Raw genomic sequence first — 9,317 nt, 5'->3', positions numbered from 1 at the left:
CCATCACCATCTTGATGACCCCGGCCACACCGGCCGCCGCCTGCGTGTGCCCGATGTTCGACTTCACCGAACCCAGCCACAACGGACGCCCCTCCGGCCGGTCCTGGCCGTACGTCGCCAACAACGCGTGCGCCTCGATCGGGTCACCCAGCTTCGTACCCGTACCGTGCGCCTCGACGACATCCACGTCCGTCGCGGAGAGATCCGCACTGGCCAGCGCCTGCCGGATCACCCGCTGCTGCGACGGACCGTTCGGCGCCGTCAGACCGTTCGACGCACCGTCCTGATTGACCGCCGAACCCCGCAGCACACCGAGCACCCGGTGACCGTTCGCCACCGCGTCCGACAAACGCTCAAGGAGCAGCAGACCGACACCCTCGCCCCAGCCCGTACCGTCCGCCGCGGCCGAGAAGGCCTTGCACCGTCCATCGGCCGACAGGCCCCGCTGCCGGCTGAACTGCACGAACGTCCGGGGCGTCGACATCACGGAGACGCCACCCGCCAGTGCCATGGAGCACTCGCCGGAACGCAGGGCCTGCGCCGCGAGGTGCATCGCCACCAGCGACGACGAACACGCCGTGTCCACCGTCACCGCCGGACCCTCCAGCCCGAACACATAGGCCACCCGGCCCGATGCCACGCTCGCCGCGTTGCCGGTGAGGGAGTAGCCCTCGTCCTCCTGCGGGACGTCGTCGGACCGGTGGGCGTAGTCCTGCCCGTTGGTGCCGACGAACACGCCCACCCGGCTGCCGGCCAGTCCGTGCGGATCGAGGCCCGCGCGCTCGAACAGTTGCCACGAGGTCTCCAGGAGCAGCCGCTGCTGCGGATCCATGCTGAGGGCCTCGCGCGGGCTGATGCCGAACAGTTCGGCGTCGAAGTCGGCCGCGTCGGAGAGGAAGCCGCCCTCACGGACGTAGGACGTACCGCTGCGCTCGGGGTCCGGGTCGTACAGCGCGTCGAGGTCCCAGCCCCGGTCCTTCGGGAAGTCGGAGATGGCGTCGCCGCCTGCGGCGACCAGGTCCCACAGCTCCTCGGGCGACTCCACCCCACCGGGGAACCGGCAGCTCATGGCCACGATCGCGAGCGGTTCGCGCCCGCGCGCCTCGGCCTCGCTCAACTGCCGCCGTGTCTGGCGCAGTTCCGATGTGGCCCGCTTGAGGTAGTCAAGGAGCTTCGCGTCCTCGGTCATCGTGCACTACCTCCCTGCGGCCCGTAGGGGGCCGCCGAGTCGTCGAATTCCTGATCGAGAATCGCGAACACCTCGTCCGCGGTGGCGGCCTGGATGTCGCTGTCGTCGTCGGTGTCCGGCTCCGGTGGCCGGCCCCGGTGCGTCGCGGTGTCGGTGAGCACGGCCACCAGCCCCTGGAGGCGGGCGACCAGCCTGTCGCGGACCGCTTCGTCGGCCTCCAGGGCCGCCAGGGTGGTGTGCAGCTCGGCCAGGTGTGCGAACACCGGGTCGATGACGGCGGATCCGAACAGCTCGCCGCGTACGTGCGCGGCGAGGGCGCGTGGGGTGGGGAAGTCGAAGACCAGCGACGCCGACAGCCTGTGCTCGATGGCGGCGGCCAGCCGGTTCCGCAGTTCCATCGCGGTCAGCGAGTCGAAGCCGAGCTCCTTGAACGCGCGGTCCGGGTCCACACGTTCGGCGTCGGCGTGCGTGAGTACGTCGGCGACCGTGCGCCGGACCAGGGTGAGTACGGCTTCCTCCCGCTCCCGCTCCGGCAGGCCGGCCAGTCGCTGGGCGAACGTCTCGGACCCCGGGGCCGCTCCGGCGGCGGTTCGCGGCACCGCACCGTTCGTCTCCCACAGCACGGGAGGCAGTACCGCGGCCGCCCGGCGGGTCGTGTCGACGCCTGCCACCGTGAAGGGCAGGTCGGCGGCCAGGGCGGCGTCGAACAGGGCGAGGCCCTCGGCGCTGGACATCTCGGCGGCCCCTCCGCCGAGGATGCGGCGCACGTCGTCCTCGCCCAGGTGCTGGGTCATCCCGCTGCGTTCCGCCCACAGGCCCCAGGCGACCGAGGTGGCGGGCAGCCCCTCGGCCCGGCGCCGATGGGCCAGCCCGTCGAGGAACGCGTTCGCGGCGGCGTAGTTGCCCTGTCCGGGCGTGCCGAGGGTGGACGCCGCCGAGGAGAACAGCACGAAGGTCCGCAGAGCGGGCTGCTCGCGGGTCAGCTCGTGCAGGTGCCACGCGGCATCGGCCTTGGGGCGGAACACGGAGGCGAACCGGTCGCCGGTCAGTGAGGTGACGATTCCGTCGTCGAGCACCCCGGCCGTGTGGATCACCGCGGTGAGCGGATGTGCCGCGGGTACCGCGCCGAGCACCGCGGCCAGCGCGTCCCGGTCGCCGACGTCACAGCTCTCCACGGTCACGTCCGCCCCCGCCCCGGTCAGCTCGCCGACCAGCGCGGGCATGCCGGGCGCGGTCGCGCCCCGGCGGCCGACGAGGAGGAGTCGGCTGGCCCCGTGCTCGTGGACCAGGTGTCGCGCGACCAGACCGCCGAGGGTGCCGGTGGCGCCGGTGACGAGGACCGTTCCGGAGGGGTCCAGGAGGGGCGCCTCGCCGGTCTTCCGGCCCTCCACGGCACGCGATCGCGGCACGGGGCGCAGTCGGGGCACGAACAGCGCACCGGCCCGCAGCGCCGCCTGCGGCTGGCCGGTGGCCGGCACGGCGGGCAGTGCGCGTACCGACTCGTCGCGCTCGTCGATGTCGACGACGACCAGCCGGCCGGGGTGTTCGGCCTGGATCGACCGGGCCAGGCCCCAGACGGCGGCACCGGCCAGGTCCGCCACGTCGCCGCCGTCGGTGGCGACCGCGGAGCGGGTCACCAGTAGCAGGCGGCCGTCCGCGAACCGTTCGTCCGCCAGCCACGACTGCACGATCGGCAGGAGACGGGCCACCGCCGTGTGTGCCTGGCCGGGTGCGGGCGTGCCGACCGGCCCGACCGGGACGAGGACGGTCTCCGCTCCGGTCGCCTCGGCCGGCTCCGCGCACGGGCGGACATCGGCCCCCTGGCGCCGCAGCTCCTTGAAGAGGTGGTCCTCTTCCCCGCCCACCACGGCGTAACGGCCGGGTACGGGGGGCTGGGCCGGCACACCGAGCGCTTCCCAGACCAGGCGATGCAGCGGTCGGTGCCACGCACGTGCCTGCGCGGCGGTCGGAGGCCGCAGGGTCAGCTCACCCACGTCGGCCACCGGCGTGCCGTCGGCGCCCGTCAGGTGCAGCGACCGCGTGTCGGGGCCGGTCGGGGTCACCCGTGCTCGGACGTCTCCGGTGAAACCGGGAACCGCCACGAGATCGCGCCAGTGGCTGGCCAGGCGTGGTTCGGGGGTGGCCTCCATCGTCAGCGCGCCGACGGCCTGGAGCAACGCGTGGGTGAACCGGTCGGAGGCAAGCTCCTCTCCTGCCGGTACGCGCCCTTCGGCCAGCAGGTCGTCGCCGGACCGCCAGAGCCGTCCCAGCCGGGCGAGGACGTCCTCGGTGTCGTATCCCCCTTCGCTGAGGGCATGGCGTACGACGTCTTCGGCGATCGGTTCCGCGTCGGCCGGGGGCCAGGGAGTGACGACGGGTGCCGGTGCGTCGCCCGGGTGGACGCGGAGCAGACCGGTGGCGTGGCCGCGCCAGTCGGCGTCCATGCCGTCGGCCGGGCGGGAGTGGAGGTCCACCCGTCGGTCTCCCTCGTCGTCCGGCCCGCTGACGACGAGCTGGACCTGGACCGACTCGTCCGCGGGGAACACCAGTGGTTCGACGATCGTGAGGTTCGCCAGTCGGGAACTGTGCACACTCCGACCGGCGTGCAGGGCCATCTCCGCGACGACGGCGGGCGGTACGACCACCGAGCCGGACGTCATGTACGGCCGCAGCCACGCGTGGGTGTGCGGGGCGATCCGGCCGACGAACAGGCGGGCGTCGTCCCCGGGCAGGACGGCCATCGCGGTCAGCAGCGGATGATCCGTCGGCGTCAGGCCGGCCGGCGCGACATCCGCCGTCGAGGCGGGCGCGTCCAGCCAATAGCGCTGCCGCTGGAAGGCGTACGTGGGCAACGCCACCGGCTCCACTGCGGGCAGCAGGTCCCGCCACACCACCGGCAGACCGGCGGCCCAGGCCGCGCCCAGGCTGGTGAACAGTTGCGCGGTCTCGGGCCGGTGGCGCCGCAAGGTGTGCAGCACCCGCCCGTCGGTGACCGTCTGCTCCATCGGCAACGACAGCACCGGATGCGGACCGATCTCCACGAAGGTCCAGGGCCCCGCGTCCTCCAACCGCCGCACCACATCGGCGAACAGCACCGGCTGGCGGAGGTTGTGGTACCAGTACGCTGCGTCCAGCTCCTCGTCCTGGACCGCCTCGCCGGTGACCGTCGACCACATCGTCACCCCGCTGCCGCGCGAGGACAGCCCGTCCAGCCCGGCCCGCAGCTCCCCGGCGATCTGCTCCACCTGCGCGTGATGCGACGCGTAATCCACCTCGATCCGACGCGCCCGCACCCCCAGTCCGTCCAGGCGCACGCACAACTCGGCGATCTCCTCCGGCGGACCACTCACCACGATCTGCCCCGGCCCGTTCACCGCCGCCACCGTCACCGACGACGGCAAGAACCCCTCCGCCTCCGCCACGTCCAGCGCAAGCGAGGCCATCGCCCCCTGACCGGCCAACTCCCGCAACGCCCCGGACCGCAACGCAACGACCCGGGCACCGTCCTCCACACTCAAACGCCCCGCGACCACAGCAGCCGCGATCTCCCCCTGCGAATGACCCACCACCGCATCAGGCACAACCCCAGCCGCCCGCCAGACCTCCGCCAAAGACACCATCACCGCCCACAACACCGGCTGAACCACATCCACCCGGCCCAACCACCCCCGCTCCTCACCCGACAGAACCGCCGACAGCGACCAGTCCACCCACGGATCCAGAGCCCGCTCGCACGCATCCATCCGTTCGGCGAACACGGGGCACGAGAGCAGGAGTTCGCGGCCCATCCCGATCCACTGGCCACCTTGGCCGGGGAAGACGAACACCACGCCGAGGTCCGTCGTCCGCCCGGGCGACGGCCTCCCGTCCTCGGCCAACTCGTCCAGGCCTGCCAGCAGTTCCCGCACATCCGCGCCGACGACGACAGCCCTCTGCTCAAGAGCGGACCTGCCGGCCAGCCCGGCGGCCACGCCCGTGATCCACGCGCGGTCGACCGCACCCGCAGCCTGCTGGGCCCGTACGAAGCTCGCCAACCGCGCCGCCTGACCGCGCAGGCCCGCATCCCCGCGGCCCGAGACCACCCACGGAACCTGCTGCCCCTCACCCAGCAGTGCCGGCGTCTGAAGTACCCCCTCCATGGGCGCCCCTGCCGTCGGCTCCTGCGCCGTGGACACCCCGGCCGCAGGGGCTTCCTCCAGGATCATGTGGACGTTGGTGCCGCTGACCCCGAACGAGGAGACACCCGCCCGCCGTGGACGGCCTTCGGCCCGCCACGGCACCGCCTCGGTCAGCAGCCGTACGTCACCCGTCGCCCAGTCCACGTGCGGCGACGGAGTGTCGGCGTGCAGCGTGGCCGGGAGCGAGTGGTGGCGCAGCGCCATCACCATCTTGATCACCCCGGTCACGCCGGAGGCGGCCTGCGTGTGGCCGATGTTCGATTTGACCGAGCCCAGCCACAGCGGACGGCCCTCCGGCCGGTCCTTGCCGTACGTGGCCAGCAGGGCCTGCGCCTCGATCGGGTCACCGAGTGTGGTGCCCGTTCCGTGGGCCTCCACGGCGTCGACCTCACCGGCGTCGACCTGCGCGTTCGCCAGGGCCTGGCGGATCACCCGCTGCTGCGAGGGACCGTTCGGAGCCGTGAGGCCGTTCGACGCACCGTCCTGGTTCACCGCGGAGCCCCGCACCACGGCCAGCACCTGATGACCGTTGGCCACCGCCTCGGACAACCGCTCGAGCAGCAGCAGACCGACGCCCTCGGCCATGCCCATGCCGTCCGCTTCTGCCGAGAAGGACCGGCAGCGGCCGTCCGGCGACAGCGCGCCCTGCTTGCTGAACGCGAGCAGGGCTCCCGGCGACCCCATGACGGCGACGCCTCCGGCGAGCGCGAGCGAGCACTCCCCGAGCCGCAGCGCCTGGGCTGCCAGGTGCACACCGACCAGCGAGGACGAACACGCCGTGTCGACCGTCACCGCCGGCCCCTCAAGGCCGAAGGTGTACGCGATGCGACCGGACAGCACGCTGGACGCACCGCCTGTGAGCAGATGCCCCTCGGTTCCCTCCGGAACGGCTGCCAGGTTCGCCCCGTAGTCCTGGTAGTTGGAGCCCACGAAGACGCCGGTCGGGGTTCCCGCCAACGACTCCGGGTCGATCCCGGCGTGTTCGAAGGCCTCCCACGCGGTCTCCAGGAGCAGCCGCTGCTGCGGGTCCATCGCACGGGCCTCACGGGGGCTGATGCCGAAGAACTCCGGATCGAAGAGGGCGGCGTCGTGCAGGAAGCCTCCACCGCGGGCGGACACGCCGTTCGAGCCTTCACGGTCCGGGTGATGGAGCGAGCCGGCGTCCCAGCCGCGGTCGGCGGGGAAGCCCGAGACCGTCTCGCGCTGAGCGGAGAGGAGGTCCCAGAGGTCCTCCGCGGAGTGCACACCGCCGGGGAGACGGCAGCTCATGCCGACGATGGCGAGGGGCTCGCTGTCGAACGCCACGGCCCGGGGGGAGCTGTCGGTGGCGGGTCGGCCGCCCCACACCTCGGCCTTCAGGAAGGCGGCGAGAGCAAGCGGCCTGGGGTAGTCGAAGACCACCGTCGCGGGCAGCCGGACCCCGAGGGCGGCACTGAGCCGGTTACGGAGGTCGACGGCGGTCAGCGAGTCGAACCCGACGTCGCGGAGCGCCCGGTGGGGGCCGATGTCGTCCAGGCCGGTGTGACCGAGCACGGACGCCGCCTCGGTCCGGACCATCTCGAGCAGGGCCGCGTCCCTCTCGGCCTCGGTGGCCGTGGCCAGCCTCTCCACCAGTGGCGAGGAGGATGTGGCCGGGGCCGTGGAGTCCTGCTCGGCGGGTTCGAGGGCTCGTACCTCGGGCAGCTCGGAGAGCAGTGGCCGCGGCCTTGCCGCGGTGAAGACGGGGACGAAGGTGGGCCAGTCGACCTCGGCGATCGCGAGGACCGCCTCCTCGCCGGCGAGAACCTGCGCGAGCGCGTCCAGCGCCCGGTCACGGTCGAGGAACGGCAGCCCCTGGCGGTACATCTGATCGGGGTCGACGCGCCCCAGGGCCAGCTCGGTGTCCCAGATGCCCCACGCCACGGACGTGATCGGCTGAGTGGCGGCTCGGCTCTCGGCCAGCGCGTCGAGATACGCGTTCGCGGCAGCGTACGCACCGTGCACCCCGCTGCCCCAGATCCCGGCGATGGAGGAGAACAGCACCAGCCGGACATCGGGGTGGTCGGCGCCGAGCAGATCGGCAAGGTGAGCGGCGCCTGTGCACTTGGCGTCCAGGACGGTGCTCAGGTGCTCCGGTGTGGCGTCGCGCAAGCGGGCCAGCTCGATCGTCGCGGCGGCGTGGATGACGGTGGTGATGGGCGGGTGGCCGGTGCCGCCCAGGACCTCGGCGAGCTGCCCCGCGTCGGTGATGTCACAGGCCCTGACCGTGGTCGGGGTACCCGCCGCCGTCAGCTCCTCCGCCAACGCGACCGCACCCGGAGCCCGCGCCCCGGACCGGCTGACCAGAACCACATGCTCCGCCCCGCTCCGCGCCAGCCACCGCGCCAGATGCGAACCCAGACCACCCGTACCACCGGTCACCAGCACCGTCCCACTCGGACGCCACCGCACATCACGACCGGCCACCGAAGCCGGAGCACGCCGCAACCGGCGCACGAAGACCCCCTCCACACCGACAGCCAGCTGATCCTCCACCGACTGCGCCAGCGCCGCGACCAACAGACCACCCGTACCGGCCTGCCACACAGCGGGCAGATCGACCAGACCACCGTAATGACCCGAATGCTCAAGACCGAAGACCCGGCCAAGACCCCACACCGCCGCCAGCACCGGATCAGGAACCGAACCATTCCCCGGCGCCGACACCGCACCACGGGTCACCACCCACAACCGGGCACCCTCCACCTCCGCCACGGCCTGCATCACGCTCAGCGCAACAGCCAGCCGAACCGACAGACCAGGCGCGGCCTCGGTCCCGGTCCCGGTCCCGGTCTCGGTCTCGGTCCCGATCTCGGCCTCGGTCCCGGTCCCGGTCCCGATCTCGGTCTCGGTCTCGGTCCCGGTCCCGATCTCGGTCTCGGTCTCGGTCCCGGTCTGGGGACAACCGTCAAACCCGGCCGGCAGATAGGCGATGTGCTCGGCGCCCATGAGCAGCCGCGCGATCTCGCCGCGATCGGTGGAGTGACCGTCCGGCAGTACCCGCACCTCGACCTGGGCCCCGGCCTGCTCCAACGCCTGCCGCACCTCACCGGCACCAGCCAGGTCGTGACACAACAGCAGCCACTTCCGGTGCAGCCCACCCGAGTGCCGCACCGCCAACGGCGTCCACCCCACCCGATAACGCCACGCATCCACACCGGAACCAGCCACCGCGACCTCAGCGGGCGGCGGCGCATCCAGCCAATACCGCGCCCGCTGGAACGCATACGTGGGCAACGCCACCGGCTCCACAACAGGCAGCAACTCCCGCCACACCACCGGCAGACCCGCGGCCCAGGCCGCACCCAGACTCCGCAACAACTGCGCGGCCTCGGGCTGATCCCGGCGCAGGCTGTGCAGCACCCGCCCGTGGCCATCGCCGGAACCGTCCGCGAGTACGGTAGACAGCGCCAGCCCGAGCACCGGGTGGGGGCTCAGCTCGATGAAGTGGGCATGGCGGTGGGCACGCGCGGCCCGGACTGCGGTCTCGAACAGCACCGGCTGGCGGAGGTTGTGGTACCAGTACGCTGCGTCCAGCTCCTCGTCCTGGACCGCCTCGCCGGTGACCGTCGACCACATCGTCACCCCGCTGCCGCGCGAGGACAGCCCGTCCAGCCCGGCCCGCAGCTCCCCGGCGATCTGCTCCACCTGCGCGTGATGCGACGCGTAATCCACCTCGATCCGACGCGCCCGCACCCCCAGTCCGTCCAGGCGCACGCACAACTCGGCGATCTCCTCCGGCGGACCACTCACCACGATCTGCCCCGGCCCGTTCACCGCCGCCACCGTCACCGACGACGGCAAGAACCCCTCCGCCTCCGCCACGTCCAGCGCAAGCGAGGCCATCGCCCCCTGACCGGCCAACTCCCGCAACGCCCCGGACCGCAACGCAACGACCCGGGCACCGTCCTCCACACTCAAACGCCCCGCGA

Annotated in this window: 2 protein-coding genes; both read right to left on the bottom strand. The window is 72.6% G+C overall.

Annotated features, from left to right (window positions below; all coding sequences use genetic code 11):
- Nucleotides 1-1,189, bottom strand: a 1,189-nt coding sequence (locus tag HET64_RS32095) for a beta-ketoacyl synthase N-terminal-like domain-containing protein (protein ID WP_215110668.1), incomplete at its 3' end; no start/stop codon positions are given.
- Nucleotides 1,186-9,317 (bottom strand): type I polyketide synthase (locus HET64_RS32090; RefSeq protein WP_215110667.1); only part of this gene is annotated, 8,132 nt, incomplete at its 5' end. The genes HET64_RS32090 and HET64_RS32095, both read right to left, overlap by 4 nt.

Origin of the sequence: Streptomyces sp. McG3 (assembly GCF_018619185.1) — a bacterium.
Taxonomy (GTDB): domain Bacteria; phylum Actinomycetota; class Actinomycetes; order Streptomycetales; family Streptomycetaceae; genus Streptomyces.
Note: the sequence above shows the minus strand (reverse complement) of the source record. Positions and strands in the feature narration are given on the sequence as shown.